The following is an 18,315-nucleotide window of genomic DNA, read 5'->3' as shown; positions in this document are numbered from 1 at the left end:
GCTCGTATTCTAACACGCAGAGGCTAAATTCTTATTAAAATTCTCATTTGACAAAGCACTATCTTTGCTATAAAATTCGCCCAAATTTAAAGGCAATCAATGAGTAAATTTGAAATTTCATCTAAATTTAGCCCAAGCAGCGACCAAGCAAGAGCGATAAAAGAGATAGTAAAAAGCATAAATTCAGGCAATAAATACCAAACACTTTTAGGCGTGACAGGGTCCGGCAAGACCTTTACCATGGCAAACGTCATACGTGAGCTAAATATGCCAACACTTATCATGACGCATAACAAATCCCTCGCCGCGCAGCTATATAGTGAATTTAAAGGTTTTTTTCCAAAAAACCATGTGGAGTACTTCATAAGCTACTACGACTACTACCAGCCAGAGGCCTACATCCCAAGAAGCGACCTATATATAGAAAAGGATAGCTCGGTAAATGAGGAGCTTGAGCGCCTGCGTCTTTCTGCGACGGCTAGTTTGCTAAGCTTTGATGACGTCATCTGCGTGGCCTCAGTCTCCGCAAACTACGGCCTTGGCAATCCAAGCGAGTATAAAGGGATGGTAGCCTATCTTAGCGTAGGGGAGAAAATAAGCCAAAGAAAGCTTTTAGAGCAGCTTGTGGATATGGGCTACAAGCGTAATGACAACTACTTTGACAGGGGTGATTTTCGTGTAAATGGCGATGTGGTGGACATTTATCCGGCTTATTACAACGACGAAGCCCTAAGAGTTGAGTTTTTTGGCGATGAGATAGATGCGATGTATCATTTTGACGTGCTTGATAACAAGAGACTCAAAGACATTTCTAAATTTACGCTTTATGCCACCAGCCAGTTCATCGTGGGCGCTGATAGGCTAAAGATCGCTATGAAGGAGATCGAAGAGGAGCTTGATGTGCGCTTAAAAGAGTTTAGCGAGCAGGGTAAGCTAGTCGAGGCTCAGAGGCTAAAGCAGAGAGTTGAATTTGATCTCGAGATGATGGCAAGCACTGGTATGTGTAAAGGTATCGAAAACTACGCGCGACATCTGACCGGTCAAAAGGCTGGAGAGACGCCGTACTCGATGTTTGACTACTTTGAGATAAGTGGCGAGGATTATCTGGTCATCGTCGATGAGAGTCACGTGAGTTTGCCACAGTTTAGGGGCATGTATGCAGGTGATAGGAGCCGTAAAGAGGTGCTTGTAGAGTATGGATTTCGCTTGCCTTCAGCACTTGATAACAGGCCGCTTAAATTTGACGAGTTTATAAGCAAAAAGGCGAAATTTCTCTTTGTCTCAGCCACACCAAACGAGTACGAGCTTGGTATCAGCCAGGGGCATGTATATGAGCAAATTTTGCGTCCTACTGGGCTACTAGATCCGCTCATCGAGATAAAAGATAGTGACAATCAAGTCGAGGCGCTATTTGACGAGGCAAAGGCGGTCATCGCTAGAAATGAGCGCGTGCTAGTTACGGTGCTAACTAAAAAGATGGCCGAGGAGCTAAGCCGCTACTACATAGAGCTTGGCGTCAAGGTCAAGTATATGCACTCAGACATCGACGCGATCGAGCGAAATGAGATCATTAGAGGGCTTAGAAGCGGGGAATTTGACATGCTAATAGGTATAAATTTGCTCCGTGAGGGGCTTGACCTGCCTGAAGTGAGTCTAATAGCCATAATGGACGCCGATAAAGAGGGCTTTTTGCGCTCGACAACGAGCCTTATACAGACGATGGGGCGTGCAGCTAGAAATGTAAATGGCAAGGTGCTAATGTTTGCTAAAAAGATAACAAAATCAATGAAAGAGGCGATCGATACGACGACTGCGAGGCGTAAATTTCAAGATGAATACAACAAAGCTCATGGTATAACGCCGCACTCTGCCAGCAGAAATATCGAAGAGAGCTTGCACGTCGAAGATGATGGTGAAATTTATAAGCGTGGTAAAAATTTAGAGAAGATGCCAGCTAGTGAGCGAGCTGCGATAGTAAAAGAACTAAGAAAGCAGATGCTTGAAGCGGCGGCGCAGCTCGAGTTTGAGAAGGCGGCGGCATTACGCGACGAAATAGCAAAGATAAGAAAGCTTTAAGGCGATTTTGTCTTTTTCTGCTATACGTCGTTGAAATTTCACTCTACTTCAGTCACATACTACATGTATGCTCCTTTGTATCGTAAAATTTCGCCTCGTCTCCTCATAGCGAAGCTAAAGACAAAAATCATCTTGTCTTTAGCTGTTTAAACTATAAATTTATCGCCAAATGCCGTTTTATGATCTATCCTGTTCTCTTGTGTCTTTTTTCACGCTATACCAAGCAATTAGTAAAAAGAAAAACTCTGCTATATTAAAAAGGTCTATGTTTTTGGTTAAAAGGCCTATAAAGTCTGGCTTACCCGGAAATAGTAGTGCTAAAAGTATGACTGAACTTACCACAAACAATATAAAATTTATCCAAAATAGCCTACTTTTAGTTGCGCTCACTAATCTTGTTGTAAATAAAAATAAAAATACTATAGCTAACAAATGAGCAAATACTCCAATGTATAAGATTGTATTGGCACTAGAAACTAAAGATTTAATTGAGGCATTGTGTGTACCAAAGATATTTAAAAAATTATAATCGTAAGCATATATATACATGTAGTCAGTTGTTGCTTTTGCTATTGTAAATATCACAAAAAGGATAGAGAAAAATAAGAAATTTGTATGTAGTCTTATCTCATTTAACGTATGTGCTATCTGCTTAACGGCAGAGTAAATAACCGCTAATACTACCACATAAACAAGAGGCTTTATAAATATTATTGGTCGAAGTGACATTCTTTCTTGATGTGCTAACAAATATTCAAAAAATATATAGTAAAAAAATATTGCGATAAGGCCAACTAAGCAGGCTTTCGCGGCTAATTGGCTTGAAGATTTGATAGTAGTCACATTTAAAATCCCATTTTCGCTAATTACTTGAATTTCGTCACTACTTGCCTGTATCTTTAGTCGCCACCATGCGATTAAAGCAATAAAGAAAGCTCCAATATCAATATAATCATAAATTTTGTGATCAATTTTAATAAAGTAGCTTGCTATATGAAATGCACCAAATAATGCATAAGCCCAAAACATTTTTTCTTTTATTATTTTTGTTAATTTTGCGATAGATATAAATAAAAATAGTGATGCTGTTACGAATAATACTCTCAATAAATAACTACGATAAATGAGTAGCTGTTTAAATAGGTCATGATTATACATAATCTCTTCGTTGCTATAAAAATAATTCAATATCGTAAAGATAAAATCATTATAGTTAAAATTTCTTTCTCCCAGATACATGACAATTTTAAAAGTCAAAAAAGTTAAAATGACATATATCAAAATGAAAATAGTAAAAATTTTAAAATATGTTCTTAGTTTTGAGGAATTATAAACAGAGCATATCAATGAAATAGCAAAAAATAAAAGTATCCAACTGATAGAGTCGCAGCATGCTTTGAGGATAAGACTGAAATCGCGATCAAGGGTTTTGTAAAGTCCTGAAACGAAAACTAGATACTTAAATATCGCCATGATACAAGATATAAGCCCCAACTCTCTGGCGCTTTTTAACATATATTTTTTTTCTTGTTGTAACTGTTCCAAATTTGTTCCTTAAATTAAATTAGTTATTTTATTGTAATTGATTTAAAAAATATTTAAATATTTTTTAAATCAGGTTAATTTATATTAATTTAGTATTTATTTATCGTGCAACCGGCTTTAAAAAGTAGCTCGAAGCTGCACTAATGATCGAGACTACGGCTATAAAATAAAATGAGTGCGTCAGGCTAAATATATCAGCGATCTTGCCGATGACCGTCGCAAATATGCCGCCGATTGTGATGCTAAGGCCAAGCGTTACGCCTGAGGCTAGGCCTATCTGGTTTGGCAAATAAAGCTGTGCAAGGGCGATTGAAGGGCTAAAAGATAGGCTGATGCAAGCACTTACGCAGATCGAGGCCGCGAGAAATAGCGCGTAGCTGTCGATAAAGAGCATTAGCACGACTAGCGGCGCAGCGACGCTTAGGCTTATTTTAATGAGTCTAACTAGACCGTACCTATCTGCTAGCGCTCCGCCAAATAGTGTAGAGATCGCACCTGCGGCGAAAAAGAGGCTTAAATTTACATTTGCCACCTCTTTGCTGATGCCAAAAATTTTGATGAGATATATGCTAAAAAATGCTGTAAAACCAAAGGCTACGATGGAGCGTGAAAATATACAGACGCAAAGCCTCAAAAATGCGCCCAGATCGTCTTTTAGAGCGATCGTTTTTTGCAAAATTTGCTTTTTGTGATTGCCCTCTAGTGCTTTTATAAATTTGCCCTTTTTAAGGTACAAAAGTGTCAGAAAAATTTGAGGTATGATGAAGACCAGCGTCCCTTTTAGACCAAAATTTCCCACAAAAACAGCAACCAAAATAGGTCCAACCGCAAAGCCAAGGTTGCCACCAAATGAAAATATGCTTATGCTTTTGGCTCTATTTTTGGCGTTTGAGGCGTAGTTTACGATCCTTGCAGCACTTGGGTGAAAAAGCGCGGCGCCGATACCGCTTATCATCACACAAACTAAGATGAGGTAGTAGTTTGTGACAAAGCCAGTTAGGCTCATGCCTCCGCCAGCTAACAGCAGCCCAAGCGGGATGACGTATGGAAGCTCCCTTTTGTCGCTTAGGCGGCCGATTAGTGGCTGGATGAGCGAGCTTGCTAAATTTGTGGCGGTCACGAGCGAGGCGGCCGTGGCGTAGTCGTAGTGGTAGCTCGCGATGAAAAATGGCAGCATTGCGCCAAGAGCACTTTGGTTTATGTCGCTGCAAAAGTGCCCAAGCCCCATTAGATACTTTAAATTTTCCGCCTTTTTCATCTAAAATAACCCTTTTAAAAGCCCCTTTAAATTTTGCTTGTCGCTGCTTGAGTTGCTATCTTTGCCGCCTAACTTTTTATCTAAAAATCTACCTATCTCTTTTTTGACTTTGTTTTCTAAATATTGCGAGCCGACGTCGTATTTTAGGTTATCTGTCGTGCCTGAAATTTTCACGTTTAGGTCGGTCTTTTCGAGTCTGCAAACAAGTGGCGCGTTTAGCATTTTCGTGGCAGTATTATAAGTGCCTTTTGAGACATTTATGTCGCTCTTTGGTGAGCTTAAATTTACGTTAAAAACGACGTTGTCGCCCTTTATGTCGCCGTAAATTTTGCCGTCTTTGTAAATTTCTTTTGTGATGTCCTTGCCGGTGAATATTTTTATGTTGTTTGTGAGATTTGTGCTGGCTAGGTGACCCTCTTTTAGCAAGATGTCAAATTTACCCAGCCTTTGCTTTGTCTCATAGTCAAATTTCGCATCGCCGTTGCCATCATAGAGATGATCAAGTGCTAGGGTCTGCGTTAGTCCTTTGATATCGAAATTTTTTAGCATCACATCAAGCGCGCCGCCTTTGTAGGTTGCCTCGAGCTTGCCTTTAAAGAGATCGTCTGAAGTGGCTTTTACGCTTAGATCATCTACTTTGCCATTTGCGGTAATGAGCGCTGCAAATTTACCGTGAAGCTCGCGGCCAGCTAAAAATGCAAGCTTATTTAGCTCTGAAACCACCGCTTGAAGCTTTAAACTTAGCGTGTTTTTGCCCACGTCAAAGCTGCCATCTATGCCCTTTATATCAGCTAGCGAGCTAAGAAAGTCGCCACTAAATTTCGCTACTTCGCCTTTGTAGTCTAGGCTCAAATTTGAGCTAAATTTCTCGTTTTGTGGGAATTTTTTATCAAGCATTCTGCTAAGCACTGCGGCGTTAAATTTGCCCTCGTTTAAAGCGATCGTTGCGGCGATGCTTGGACTTTTACTAAAGATATTTTGCCCCTTTGCCTGGACATTTGCCTTGGCATTTGCCAGTCTGTCGTTGCCGCTAAGTGCCAAGATATCTCCCAACTGCGCCTCTTTTAGGCTAAGATCAAGATTTTCATTTTTTATGGTGGCGTTTAGCTTGCCAGCAAAGGCATCGCCGCCTAAATTTAGCTCATCTATTTTGCTTTCTTTGACCTTTATATCGCCCGCAAGCGCCATTTTTGAGCTCACCTCAAAGCCACTAACCGCTTTAAATTTCTCAGGGTCGCTAATGAGCAGGGCAAATTTGCTAAAAATTTGGCTGTTTTTTAGGTCATAAATACCCTTTATATCCTTTAGCTCGCCAAGGTCGCTAAGCACGTTTGCGTCAAAATTTACAAGCTCACCTTTTGCGGTAGCGCCGCCTTTTAGCTCAAATTTAGCCGCATTTTTAAGCTTTGCAAGATCTTTGTTTATAAGGCCGTTTTTTATATCAAATTTAGCCTCTCCAGCAAGCTTTTTTAGCTCGTCAAAGCCGCTAAAATTTGCGTTTAAATTTATCTGCCCGTCTGCGTAGCTAGGCTGCAAGGCAAGTGCTAGAAGCTCTTTTAGCTTGATATTTGCTGCATTTAGGACTAAATTTTTACTATCAAAATTTGCATTTATCTTGCCGCCAAGGCCGTTTATCTCAGTTTTTAGATTTTTAAGAGCATTTTCTTGCATTAAAATTTCGCCGTTTGCGTCCACTGCGCCATTTAGCTGCTCGCCCAAGAGCTTGCCAAAAAGGGCAAGATCAGGCACATTTAGCGAAAAATCGCTCTTTAAATTTTTGCTAGCTAGATCATAAGTCGTCTCATTTGCTTTTAAAGTGGCTTCAGGCGCAATGATAAGGGTTTTTGCCACTACTTTTTCATTTGCAAATTTAGCATTTATGCCGCCTTTAAAGCTTATATCTTTTGCCAAATTTAGCCCAAATTCGTTTTTAAGAATTTCTTTGTTTATTACGCCATTACTTGCTAAAATTTGAGCGTTAATGATGGGCTCATTTTTCTCATCAACCCCTTGCATGTTGCTCGTTAGATCAAGCTTGCCGCTAGCTAAATTTGGCTTTTGCGCAAGGGCTGATATCTCAGAAAGTTCGATATTTTTAGCGTCAAGATTTAAGGCTTTTGGCAGGTAGTCTTTTAAATTTGCGTTTAAATTTATATTTGAGCCAAGCGCCGTGCCAGTTGCTACTAGTTTGAAGTCGCTAAATTTACCAGCCACGTTTGCTTTAAGCGCTACATCTCTTTTTAACCCAAGCTCGCTAGCCTTTGCCTTGTCGGCATTTATATCTATGTTTAAATTCATGCTTTGAGCAAGCAAGGAGAGGTCGCCATTTGCTTTTAAATTTATGGCATTCATCACGGTCGCTTCTAAATTTAAGGTGCTAACCCCCAGGCTAAAATCTTTAAATTTGACATCAATACCACGAGCGAGTGCCTCTTTTTCGATCTTGCCAGCGATAAATGTACTCCCAAATGGGCTAAAGATAAAGCCAAAGATGCAAGCTATTGTCAGCACGAGTGCGAAAATTATATAGGCTACTTTTTTCATAAAATTCCCTTATATTAGTTTTATATATCACGAAACTTTAGTCAAATAGACTAAAGATTTAATTAAATTTGCTATAAATTCATTGACTTTTTTAGAAAAAAATGCTAGGATTTCATCACTCAAAAATAAAGAGTGCTAAAAAAGACAATTAAACTAAAAGGATGAACAATGAATTTTCAACCATTAGGCAAGCGTGTTCTAGTCGAACGCGTAGAGGAGACAAAGACCACAGCTTCGGGCATTATTATACCTGATAACGCAAAAGAAAAACCTTTAAGCGGTGAGGTAAAAGCAGTCGGTGCTGAAGTAGAGGGTGTAAAAGTTGGTGATAAAGTTGTATTTGCAAAATACGGTGGCACTGAGATAAATTTAGATGATAAAACATATCTTGTTTTAAACATCGACGATATTTTAGGCGTGATTAAATAATTTAAAAAGGAAAAACAATGGCAAAAGAAATTTTTTACTCTGATGATGCAAGAAACCGCCTATACGAGGGCGTAAAAAAACTAAATGATGCTGTGAAAGTGACAATGGGACCAAGAGGCAGAAATGTCCTTATCCAAAAGAGCTTTGGCGCTCCAAACATCACAAAAGACGGCGTTAGTGTGGCTAAAGAGGTTGAGCTAAAAGATACTATCGAAAACATGGGTGCAAGCCTAGTTAGAGAAGTAGCAAGCAAGACAAACGACCAAGCAGGCGACGGCACTACAACAGCTACTGTACTAGCTCATGCGATATTTAAAGAGGGTCTTAGAAACGTAACTGCTGGCGCAAATCCTATCGAAGTAAAACGTGGCATGGATAAAGAAGTAGCAGCGCTTATAGATGCACTAAAAAATATCTCTAAAAAAGTATCAGGCTCAAAGGAGATCGCTCAGATCGCTACTATCTCTGCAAACTCAGACGAGAGCATCGGCAAGCTTATCGCTGATGCGATGGAGAAAGTCGGCAAAGATGGCGTTATAACAGTAGAAGAGGCAAAGTCTATCCAAGACGAGCTAAGCGTTGTTGAGGGTATGCAGTTTGACCGCGGATACCTAAGCCCATATTTCATCACAAACCCTGAAAAAATGCAAGTTGAGCTAAGCAATCCATTCATATTGCTATTTGACAAGAAGATTACAAATTTAAAAGACTTACTTCCAGTGCTTGAGCAAGTACAAAAAAGTGGCAAACCACTTCTAATTATTGCTGAAGATATCGAGGGCGAGGCACTTGCAACGCTTGTTGTAAATAAACTTCGCGGCGTGCTAAACATCTCAGCTGTTAAAGCTCCTGGCTTTGGCGACAGAAGAAAAGCGATGCTTGAAGATATTGCTATCTTAACAGGTGGCGAAGTCATCAGCGAAGAGCTAGGCAGAACACTAGAAAGCGCTACTATAAACGACCTTGGTCAAGCTTCAAGCGTAGTTATCGACAAAGATAACACAACTATCGTAAATGGCGCAGGCGAGAAGTCAGTGATCGACGCTAGAATAACTCAGATCAAAGCGCAAATCGCAGAGACTACAAGCGACTATGACAAAGAAAAACTTCAAGAGCGCCTTGCAAAACTAAGCGGTGGCGTGGCAGTTATCAAAGTAGGTGCTGCGACTGAGACTGAGATGAAAGAGAAAAAAGACCGCGTAGATGACGCTCTAAGTGCTACTCGTGCAGCTGTTGAAGAGGGCATCGTAGTAGGTGGCGGTTCAGCTCTTATCCTTGCTTCAAAGAGTGTAAATCTAAATTTACAAGGAGATGAGGCAATCGGTGCTGAGATCGTTAGAAGAGCGCTTCGTGCTCCACTTCGCCAAATCGCTGAAAACGCTGGCTTTGACGCAGGCGTAGTAGCAAACGCAGTTGAGACAAGCAAAGATGCAAATTTTGGCTTTAACGCTGCAACTGGCGAATATGTAAATATGTTTGAAGCTGGCATCATCGATCCAGTGAAAGTTGAGAGAGTTGCGCTTCAAAACGCTGTTAGTGTGGCTAGCTTACTACTAACAACTGAGGCAACTATCAGCGAGATAAAAGAAGAAAAAGCAATGCCTGCAATGCCTGACATGGGCGGAATGGGTGGTATGGGCGGCATGATGTAGCCCGAATTTACCCGACTTTCCGTCGGGTAAATCTCTAAAATCTCAAATTTCTAAAAAATGGCTAAAATTAATAAAAATTTAACTTCTTTTTATCTATAATCCTAAAATTATTTAATTAAAAGATAAAAAATTTATGATACAAGAAATTTTTAGAGAATACGATATACGCGGCATTTACGAGCGCGATCTAAACGAAACGAGCGTCAAAGCGATCGGGTTAAATTTGGGCCGAGAAATGCTACGACGAGGCGCAAAAAACGTTAGCGTGGGGTATGATGCTAGGCTAAGTGCAAATGAGATTTTTGGCTGGCTGGTTAGCGGGCTAAATTTAGCCGGGATCAGGGTCTACAATATCGGCTTACTGCCGACGCCGGTCGGGTATTTTAGCGTGTTTTCGGATAAATTTGACGCAAACGTAATGATAACCGGCTCTCATAATCCAAAAGAGTACAACGGCTTTAAAATCACGATTTTTAAGGATAGTTACTTCGGCGAGGATTTGCAAAAGTTAAAAGTCGCCGTGCTAGCAGGCATCGCGGCAAAAACGCAAATCCCCGATGATTTGAGAGCCGAGAAATTCGACATCGCGACGCCTTATAAAAATTTTCTTATAGAACAGTTTGCACATCTAAAAGCCTTGCCGCTTAAAATCGTCATCGACTGCGCAAACGGCGCGGTCGGAGCGGTTCTGCCCGAAATTTGCGAGGCGTTAAATTTGAACGCTCAAATTTTATATGCCCAGCCCGACGGCAACTTCCCAAACCATCACCCAGACCCTAGCGAGGAGAAAAATTTAAGCGACCTAAAGGCCGCGCTAAAGGGCGAATTTGACATAGGATTCGGTTTTGACGGCGACGGCGACCGCATTGCGGTTCTAACCAAAAAACGCAACATAAAAGGCGACGAACTAGCCTATCTATATAGCCTTGCGATGAAAAATCCGCGAGTTCTCGGCGAGGTCAAATGCTCGCAAAATATGTACGACGAGATCGATGCGCACGGCGGCAAAAGCTTCATGGGCAAGACCGGCCACAGCAATATCAAAAAGGCGATGAAGGAGCTAAATATCGACATGGCGGCCGAGGTGAGCGGTCATATTTTCTTTAAGGAGAGGTATTTTGGCTTTGATGATGCGACGTACGCGATGTTTCGCGCGCTGGAGCTTGTGGCTAAAGGCTTTAACCTAGACGGCGAGCTCGATAAATTGCCAAAGGTCTTTAGCACCGACGAGATCAAGATAAAAACGACCGACGCGCAAAAATTTAAGCTGGTTGCAAAGCTAAAAGAGGTTTTGGTTGAAATTTACGAGAAGGGCGACGCGCAAAATTTGCTAGCAGGTCTAGGCAAGATAGCCGAAATCATCGATATAGACGGCGTTAGAGTGAGATTTGAGGACGGCAGCTGGGCGCTAGTGCGAGCCTCAAATACTACGCCGGTTATCGTCACGAGATTTGAGACCAAGGATCAAAATTTGCTTGTAAAATTACAAGAAACATTTTTAAATTTGGTCGAAAATTTAAAGCAAAAGGCGTAAAAATGACAAACGTTATACTTTGCGGAGGTTCGGGCACGAGACTTTGGCCGCTATCTCGCACTCTGATGCCAAAGCAATTTATCAGGCTTTTTAACGGCAAATCTCTCTTTGACCTTACGCTTAGACGCAACGTACACGCGCAAAAAACGATCATCGTTTGCAACGAGGCGCACTATTTTTTGGCGCTTGATGAATGCGGAAGTAAAAAAATAGATAAATTTATCCTCGAGCCTTTCGGCAAAAATACTGCCGCGGCGATTACGTTTGCGGCGCTTTGCTGCGATGAGGACGAAATTTTGCTCGTTACTCCAAGCGACCATCTAATCGAGAACGAAGCGGAGTATAAAAAAGCGCTTTTGATCGCGCAAAGCTACGCAAGTCAGGGCTTTTTAGCGACGTTTGGCATAAAGCCTTGCGAGCCAAATACCGGTTACGGTTACATCAAGGCCGATAAAAACGGCGACGTAGAGCGGTTTATCGAAAAGCCTAATCTTGAAACCGCGACTAAATTTATAAAAGAGGGCGGATATTATTTTAACAGCGGTATGTTTTGCTTTAAGGCGGGCGTGTTTTTAAGCGAGATGAAAAAATACGCGCCAGGTATCGTAAAAGACGTTACGGCGGCGATAGAGGGCTCGGCAAACGAACCGAATTTGCTAAAAATTAGTCCGAATTTTATGGATAAGATCGAGGATATCAGCATCGACTATGCGCTAATGCAAAAAAGCCTAAATATCAAAATGGTGCCACTTGATGCAGGCTGGAGCGATATGGGTAGCTTTGACGAGCTGAGTAAAAAGATAAAAAATATCGGCGAATCGCTACAAATCGACTCAAGCGAAAATTTTATCCTGACCAAAAAACCTACCGCGCTCGTGGACGTGCAAAATTTGCTCGTAGTCGATACCAAAGACGCGCTTTTGATCGCCAAAAAAGGCAGTTCGTAAAAGGTAAAAGAGGTTTATAAGCACTTTTTGAATTCATTTCCTGAAATTTGCGAAGCGCACACGAGCGTATACCGTCCGTGGGGCAGCTACGAGGTGCTGCGAGGGTAGCAGCTATAAGATGAAAAAGATAGTGGTTAAACCCGGTAAAAGACTGAACTTGCAAAAGCATCTTTATAGAAGCGAATACTGGACGGTTGTATCTGGTGTGGCAACCGTAACCGTAAGAGGCGAAATTAGACTAGTTGAGTCAAACGAATCGACATATATAAAAACAGGAGAAGTTCATCGTTTGGCAAACAATGGTAATATGCCGGTTATTTTAATAGAGGTGCAAGTGGGGGAGTATATAGGAGAAGATGATATTATTAGGATAGAAGACGATTTTGATAGAAATTGATAAATAAAAATTTTATATAAAAGGATTATATAGTGGGTAAAGTGGCGTTAATTACCGGTATTACAGGGCAGGTTGGTTCACAGATGGCTGATTTTTTGCTAGAAAATACTAGCTATGAGATAGTTGGAATGATGCGTTGGCAAGAACCTATGGATAATTTATATCATCTAAATGACAGGATAAATAAAAAGGATAGGATTAGTATATACTATGCTGATTTGAATGATTATGCATCAATTAATAGGATGATTAATGCAGTGAGACCAAATGTAATATTTCATTTGGCTGCACAATCATTTCCAAAAACATCTTTTAATATTCCAATAGAAACACTACAGACGAATATCATAGGAACTGCTAGCCTGCTGGAAGTTATTAGACAATTTAAAGAGACAGATGGTTATGACCCAGTGGTTCACATCTGTTCTTCGAGTGAGGTTTATGGTAGAGCAAAGCCTGGTGAAAAACTAAATGAAGATACTAAATTTCATGGAGCAAGCCCATACAGTATTAGTAAAATTGGAACCGATTATTTGGGTAGATTTTATGGCGAAGCTTATAATATAAAAACTTTTATAACTAGAATGGGGACGCACACTGGGCCTAGAAGAAGCGACGTATTTTTTGAAAGTACGGTTGCAAAACAGATCGCACTAATAGAAGCTGGGCTACAAGAGCCAGTTATCAAGGTTGGAAATTTGTCAAGCGTTAGAACTTTTCAGGATGCAAGGGATGCTGTTAGGGCTTATTATCTTTTATCATTAGAGAGCGAAAAAGGGAATATTCCTTGTGGCGAGGCGTTTAATATTGCTGGTGAAGAAGCCTATAAATTGCCAGAAGTTGTAGATTTATTAATCGGTTATAGCACCATGAAGGATAAAATAAGGGTTGAAACGGATACAGACAGATTAAGGCCGATAGATGCCGATTATCAAATGTTTGATAATACCAAAATTAGACAATTTATAGATTGGAAACCTGAAATACCGACCAAAAAAATGTTCTTAGATCTACTGAATCACTGGAGGGATGAGATTTCAAAAGGTAAGATTCCTTTAAATAGATAAATATAGCAAAGGATATTGTATGATAATTAGATCAAAGGCACCGCTAAGACTGGGGCTTGCTGGCGGTGGTACGGATATAGAATTTTATTACTCTACTTATGGAGGGGCTGTTTTAAACGCTACTCTAAATTTGTATGCCTATTGTAATATAGAAGTTACTAATGACGACAAGATAATTTTTAATTCATTAGATCAAAATGAATTCGTAGAAGTTGCAAAGACCAATTTTATTAGTTGTGATGGAAGGCTGGATTTATATAAAAGCATATATAATAAGATAATAGAGTGCTATAATAATGGCAATGCGTTATCATTTAAGCTCACCACATATTCTGATGCTCCATCCGGTAGCGGTCTAGGAGGCTCATCAACCATGGTGGTAGCAATAATAAAAGCATTCTGCGAATGGTTAAACTTGCCATTAGGAGAATATGAAATAGCCTATCTTGCTTATGAAATAGAAAGAATTGATGTTGGTATAATTGGTGGTAAACAAGACCAATATGCTGCAACTTTTGGCGGATTTAATTTTATAGAATTTTATGATAATAATAGGGTGATAGTAAATCCATTAAGAGTTAAAAATTGGATTATTAATGAATTTGAATCATCAATAGTTTTGTATTTTACCGGGATAAGAAGGTCTGCATCCGCTATAGAAGAAGAAAAGAAAAATACCGCAACAAAAAATCCTAAACCATTGGAGGCCATGCACCAAGTAAAAGATGATGCCCGTTTAATGAAAGAGTTTTTATTAAAGGGTGATATCAACGGCTTTGCTAAGATATTGGGCAAATCTTGGGAGTCTAAAAAAAATATGGCAAAATCTGTTACGAATAGTGAAATAGATAAAGTTTTAAATATTGCGCTTGAAAATGGTGCATATTCTGGCAAGGTTAGCGGTGCTGGCGGCGGCGGCTTTATGTTTTTTATGGTCGATCCCATAAAAAAATATCAGCTTGTTAAGGCATTGAACAACAGCGGTGGAAAAGTTATAAATTTCAATTTCACAAAGGAAGGAACTACTGCATGGAAAGTATGATTAATGATTTTATAATAAATCAGTTTGGGAAGTCCTTGGAGCTAAAACAAGCAATTTACAATTCTAAGAATATCGGTATGGTTGTAAGAGAAGTATCATTGGCGATAGTCAAAGCATATAAAAATGGAAATAAAACCATAATAGCTGGCAACGGTGGTAGTGCGGCAGATGCCCAGCATATTGCTGGAGAATTTGTTAGTAGATTCTATTTTGATAGGCCAGGACTAGCATCTATCGCCTTAACGACGGATACGTCGGTTTTGACGGCCATTGGAAATGACTATGGGTATGAAAAAATTTTTGTAAGGCAACTTCAAGCAAATGGGAAAGCTGGCGACGTATTTTTGGGTATTTCTACCAGTGGAAATTCTAAAAATATAATAGAGGCTTTAAAGTATGCGAGAGAAAATAATATTTTAACGGTTGGGCTTACTGGTGAAAATGGTGGTCTTATGAAAAATATCTGCGATTATTGTATATGCATGCCATCTAACGAAACGCCGAGAATACAGGAGGGGCATATTCTGATAGCTCACACCATATGTGCAGTTGTAGAAGAATTTATATTCGGTAAAGGTTTTTAGTTTTGGAAGCGATAATTTTAGCTGGAGGTCTTGGTACTAGACTTCGGGCAGTAGTTTCTAATGTCCCGAAGCCAATGGCTCCAATAATGGGTATACCATTCTTGGAATACATTTTTAGATACCTTAAAAAAAATAATATTAATAAAGTGGTATTGTCTGTTTGCTATAAAAGAGACACTATTATTAAATATTTTAGTGATACGTTTTTTGATATAAGTATAAAATATTCAGTAGAAGAAGAACCATTGGGCACCGGTGGCGCAATAAAGCAGTCGTTAAAATTTTGCAATAACGAGAATGTCTTGTTGCTTAATGGCGACACGTTTTTTAACGTAAATTTGGATGCGCTATTCAAAAGTCATCTAAATAATTTAGCAGACTTAACTCTATGTTTAAAGCCAATGTGTAACTTTGATAGGTACGGTATTGTAAAGTTGGATTCCGCAAATAGGGTTATTGGATTTAATGAGAAAAAGTATTGCGAGAACGGTTTAATAAATGGTGGTTTATATATTATAAGGAAAAATTTTTTAGATAATGAAGATGTACAAAAATTTTCTTTTGAAGATTTTATGAATAAAAACTATAAAGAAAAGAAAATTTATGGAGTAATAGATAATGGATATTTCATTGACGTAGGTATTCCGGAGGACTATTATAAGGCGCAAAAGGAGCTAAAATATGTTATATAAAGCTCTATTTTTGGATAGAGACGGGGTTATAAACATAGAAAAAAATTATCTTTATAAAATTTCTGAATTCGAATTTATAGATGGTATATTTGATGTTTGTAGATATTTTCAAAAGCTTGATTATTTTATAGTAGTTATCACAAATCAGGCCGGTATAGCAAGAGGATTATATACGGAAGACGATTTCATTAAATTAAACAATTGGATGATTGGTGAATTTAAGTCAAATAATATTAATATTACAAAAGTGTACTACTGTCCGCATCATCCAGAATTCGGTGTAGAGTGCGAGTGTAGAAAGCCAAGGCCTGGTATGATATTAAGAGCAAAGGCAGAAATTGGTATAGATTTGCAAAATTCTATACTAGTCGGTGATAAAATTTCAGATGTTGAGGCTGGTATAAATGCCGGTGTAGGGAGAAACTATTTGATTACAACTGCTTCAAGCATAAAAGAAAGTAGATATTTTAATAAAATTAGCAATATAAAGGAGCTTGTGAAACATGCAAAAAGATTCTAGAATTTTGATTACCGGTGGCAATGGTTTGGTTGGGTATGCCTTAAAAAAATTATTGCAAGAACAAGGATATACACAGATATTTACGCCAACCAGCAGAGAGTATAATCTAACAAATATGGAACAAACATTGAAAATGTTTGCAGAATTGAAACCAGATTATGTTTTTCATAATGCAGCTAGAGTGTATGGTATAATGGGAAACATGGAAAATAAGGGATTATCTTATCTTGATAATGTTATGATAAATACTAATGTTGTCGAGGCCAGTAGGATTTTTAATGTTAAAAAAATAGTAGCGATGGGCTCTGGATGTGTTTACCCATACCCGTCTCCTGGGTTACCGCTAAAAGAAGATATGATGTGGATGGGGTATCCACATGATTCTGAGGACTCTTATGCTATTTCAAAAAGAGCTATGTACGCACAGTTGTGTGCCTATAAAAAGAGCTATAATACCAATTTTGCTTTTGTTATTAGTTGTAATTTGTATGGTCCTCATGATAAATTTGATGAAAATTTCGGACATGTTACACCGGCTTTGATTAGTAAATTTTATAGAGCTTATAAAAATGGTGATGATATTGTTGTTTGGGGCGATGGATCTGCTCAAAGGGATTTTTTATTTTCCTATGATGCTGCACAAGCACTTATAAATATAATGTTTAATATAGACGGTGCTGTGAATATTGGTAGTAGTAGCGTTATAAAAATAAAGGATATAGTGGATAATTTAGCAGATATAACCGGACTTCATTGTAAGGTCAAATGGGACAGTACGAAGCCTAATGGACAAGATTATCGTGCATATGATTTAACTAAACTAAAATCAACTGGTTTTGAGCCAAAATATGATCTTTATAAAGGTCTAAAAATTACCTGGGATTGGTTTTGTGAAAATATTCAAAATATAAGAAGATGACGTATGCTAAATAGATTTTTATTAAGAAATAAAACTAATAGTATAGCCGTTGTTTGTGATTTTTCTGAAGATAATCCAGTTAAACTATATGCCACAAGGGTATCTAGAGCCATTGGGGCAAGATTAGCGTTTGCCGATACCGGAGCCATAAATAACATATACAATCCAGTACTAAGAGACAAGTCTAAATTTAATAATAATATTGAAAATGTTATAGGGATTGTAAAAAGGTCTGATGTTACACATTTGCATTTGGAACTTGGTATGTATGGTGATACATTGGAAGATATGAGAAGAAATATTTTTAATATATTGGAAAATTCAAGCAAATTGGTTTTATTTGTTCATTCTTTTCATATTCAAGATGATACCTTTACTAATTTATACCTAGACATAATTAGTTTTGTAAATAGTATTAATAATAAAAGTAAAATCTGGGTTAATAATATAAAAGACTATAATGCTGTTAAGAGAATATATAATGGAGATATAGTTTACTATCCGGTAACATATTTTAGCAACAAGATAAGATCTTACTTTTGCAATTACTCTAAAACGTGTATTAATGATAAGGCCAATTATGTAGATATTGGCATGTTCGGCTATATTAATGCCCATAAGGATTTTGAGACTGCCATAAAAGCATTAACTATTTTACCAAGTAATTATAGGCTCCATATAGTAGGTGGAGCTCATCCTGGTGAAAGACAGATTTGTAAGAAAATGTATCCATAGAAAAATTAGATGAAATTTTATGGAAGTTTAAAGATTTTGATATTGCAAATAGGGTCCTTTTTTATGATAAACTTGGAAATGTTGACTTTTTCAAAGTAATGTCTAAAATGGATATAGTCTTAATTAGCTATCTGGAAACATATATGAGTGCAAGTTCTGTTTTATCACAAGCATATGAACTTAAGAAGAGTATAGTAGCAACCAGATGTACAACATTTGAAATGGCTGAGATGCATTTTGGTAGAGCAATTAGTTTTTTTGATCCAGGTAATAGTATACAGTTAATGCAAGTTATAAAAAGAACCCAAAGAGATAAAGTTAATTATAGTGCCATTTTTAGCCTAGAAGAATTTGTAAATAGGATAAACATATAA

15 protein-coding genes and 1 pseudogene are annotated in these 18,315 nt (G+C 38.5%); 13 read left to right on the top strand and 3 right to left on the bottom strand.

Annotation, left to right across the window (positions count from 1 at the left end):
• Positions 1-99 precede the first annotated feature (99 nt).
• Positions 100-2,076: an excinuclease ABC subunit UvrB gene (gene uvrB / locus CVT18_RS01415; RefSeq protein ID WP_103628377.1), complete on the top strand. Its 1,977-nt coding sequence runs from the start codon at positions 100-102 to the stop codon at positions 2,074-2,076.
• A gap of 177 nt (positions 2,077-2,253) precedes the next feature.
• Here the strand turns inward: uvrB and CVT18_RS01410 are convergent, their stop codons facing one another.
• The 3 genes from CVT18_RS01410 to CVT18_RS01400 form a co-directional block, all read right to left on the bottom strand.
• Complete coding sequence (locus CVT18_RS01410) at positions 2,254-3,621, bottom strand: hypothetical protein (RefSeq protein ID WP_103628378.1); 1,368 nt, start codon at positions 3,619-3,621, stop codon at positions 2,254-2,256.
• Between the two features lie 100 nt (positions 3,622-3,721).
• Complete coding sequence (locus CVT18_RS01405; RefSeq protein ID WP_103628379.1) at positions 3,722-4,879, bottom strand: MFS transporter; 1,158 nt, start codon at positions 4,877-4,879, stop codon at positions 3,722-3,724.
• Positions 4,880-7,423 carry a tryptophanyl-tRNA synthetase gene (locus tag CVT18_RS01400; protein ID WP_103628380.1) on the bottom strand — a complete coding sequence of 848 codons (2,544 nt, stop codon included), beginning with the start codon at positions 7,421-7,423 and terminating at the stop codon, positions 4,880-4,882.
• A gap of 168 nt (positions 7,424-7,591) precedes the next feature.
• On the opposite strand from CVT18_RS01400, the gene groES reads away from it, so the two are divergent.
• The 12 genes and pseudogenes from groES (at position 7,592) to CVT18_RS01340 (ending at position 18,315) form a co-directional block, all read left to right on the top strand.
• The gene (groES, locus tag CVT18_RS01395) at positions 7,592-7,852 is read left to right on the top strand and encodes a co-chaperone GroES (protein ID WP_103628381.1); all 261 of its coding nucleotides are present in this window, start codon (positions 7,592-7,594) and stop codon (positions 7,850-7,852) included.
• A 17-nt stretch (positions 7,853-7,869) separates the two neighbouring features.
• A complete protein-coding gene (groL, locus tag CVT18_RS01390) occupies positions 7,870-9,504 on the top strand; it encodes a chaperonin GroEL (protein WP_103628382.1) in 1,635 nt (544 codons plus the stop codon).
• A gap of 133 nt (positions 9,505-9,637) precedes the next feature.
• The gene (locus CVT18_RS01385; RefSeq protein WP_107824129.1) at positions 9,638-11,038 is read left to right on the top strand and encodes a phosphomannomutase/phosphoglucomutase; all 1,401 of its coding nucleotides are present in this window, start codon (positions 9,638-9,640) and stop codon (positions 11,036-11,038) included.
• A gap of 2 nt (positions 11,039-11,040) precedes the next feature.
• Positions 11,041-12,382, top strand: a pseudogene (locus CVT18_RS01380) (mannose-1-phosphate guanylyltransferase/mannose-6-phosphate isomerase).
• A gap of 32 nt (positions 12,383-12,414) precedes the next feature.
• Positions 12,415-13,449: a GDP-mannose 4,6-dehydratase gene (locus CVT18_RS01375; RefSeq protein WP_103628384.1), complete on the top strand. Its 1,035-nt coding sequence runs from the start codon at positions 12,415-12,417 to the stop codon at positions 13,447-13,449.
• A 19-nt stretch (positions 13,450-13,468) separates the two neighbouring features.
• Complete coding sequence (locus CVT18_RS01370) at positions 13,469-14,491, top strand: dehydrogenase (protein WP_103628385.1); 1,023 nt, start codon at positions 13,469-13,471, stop codon at positions 14,489-14,491.
• Positions 14,479-15,075: an SIS domain-containing protein gene (locus CVT18_RS01365; RefSeq protein WP_103628386.1), complete on the top strand. Its 597-nt coding sequence runs from the start codon at positions 14,479-14,481 to the stop codon at positions 15,073-15,075. The genes CVT18_RS01370 and CVT18_RS01365 overlap by 13 nt, the downstream gene beginning before the upstream one ends.
• Before the next feature lie 2 nt (positions 15,076-15,077).
• The gene (locus tag CVT18_RS01360) at positions 15,078-15,767 is read left to right on the top strand and encodes a nucleotidyltransferase family protein (RefSeq protein ID WP_103628387.1); all 690 of its coding nucleotides are present in this window, start codon (positions 15,078-15,080) and stop codon (positions 15,765-15,767) included.
• On the top strand, positions 15,757-16,287 hold the full coding sequence (gene gmhB, locus CVT18_RS01355; RefSeq protein ID WP_103628388.1) for a D-glycero-beta-D-manno-heptose 1,7-bisphosphate 7-phosphatase: 531 nt from the start codon (positions 15,757-15,759) through the stop codon (positions 16,285-16,287). Before CVT18_RS01360 ends, gmhB begins: the two co-directional genes overlap by 11 nt.
• Positions 16,271-17,206, top strand: a complete 936-nt coding sequence (locus CVT18_RS01350) for a GDP-L-fucose synthase family protein (protein WP_103628389.1) — start codon at positions 16,271-16,273, stop codon at positions 17,204-17,206. Before gmhB ends, CVT18_RS01350 begins: the two co-directional genes overlap by 17 nt.
• Positions 17,207-17,209: 3 nt before the next feature.
• Complete coding sequence (locus CVT18_RS01345; RefSeq protein WP_107824128.1) at positions 17,210-17,941, top strand: hypothetical protein; 732 nt, start codon at positions 17,210-17,212, stop codon at positions 17,939-17,941.
• Between the two features lie 107 nt (positions 17,942-18,048).
• Positions 18,049-18,315 (top strand): hypothetical protein, encoded by a 267-nt coding sequence (locus CVT18_RS01340; protein ID WP_159071480.1) that lies wholly within the window; start codon positions 18,049-18,051, stop codon positions 18,313-18,315.

Origin of the sequence: Campylobacter concisus (genome assembly GCF_003048405.1) — a bacterium.
In the GTDB taxonomy this organism is placed as follows: domain Bacteria; phylum Campylobacterota; class Campylobacteria; order Campylobacterales; family Campylobacteraceae; genus Campylobacter_A; species Campylobacter_A concisus_Q.
The sequence above is the reverse complement of the archived record's forward strand: the minus strand, read 5'-3'. Positions and strand labels throughout refer to the sequence as shown.